The sequence below is a fragment of the Pseudoalteromonas sp. SG45-2 genome, from assembly GCF_014164115.1.
In the GTDB taxonomy this organism is placed as follows: Bacteria; Pseudomonadota; Gammaproteobacteria; order Enterobacterales; family Alteromonadaceae; genus Pseudoalteromonas; species Pseudoalteromonas distincta.
This window is the reverse complement of sequence record NZ_JACJEO010000070.1, coordinates 1-445: the sequence shown is the minus strand read 5'-3', so window position 1 is coordinate 445 and position 445 is coordinate 1. Positions and strand designations below refer to the sequence as shown.

Sequence of the window (445 nt, the reverse complement as noted above, 5' to 3'; positions counted from 1 at the left end):
TGGTTACTGCTGTTTTATCGTGAATGGCGGTGTCTGTATCGGTTGCTGTATTGCCAGCTTCATCACTGACTGTGGCTGTGGCAGTTAATTCGCCATCGTTAAGACCTGATAAGTTTGCACCGGTAATTGTGTAAGTATTATTGGTAACTATGGCTTCAAAGCTGCGCTCATTACCGGCTTCATCTGTTACTACCACTGTTACCGTTTGGTTGTCTTCAACACCCGTTGTGGTACCTGTAATTTCAACGTTTACGTTTTCATCATTGCCGTTAATTACGTCATCGTTTGTATCGTTGATATCAACTGTTATTGCAACTGTAGTGTCTTTGGTAAAGCTGGTTTCGTTTGTGGCTAAATTACCTTCAACATCTAGTGCGCTAACACTTGCTGTAATTTCACCATCAGCAAGGCCTGAAATATTAGTGGCATTTATTGCCCACTCACC

1 pseudogene is annotated in these 445 nt (G+C 42.2%); it reads right to left on the bottom strand.

Annotated features, from left to right (window positions below):
• Positions 1–445: pseudogene (locus tag H5116_RS20125) on the bottom strand (hypothetical protein); the annotation flags it as partial.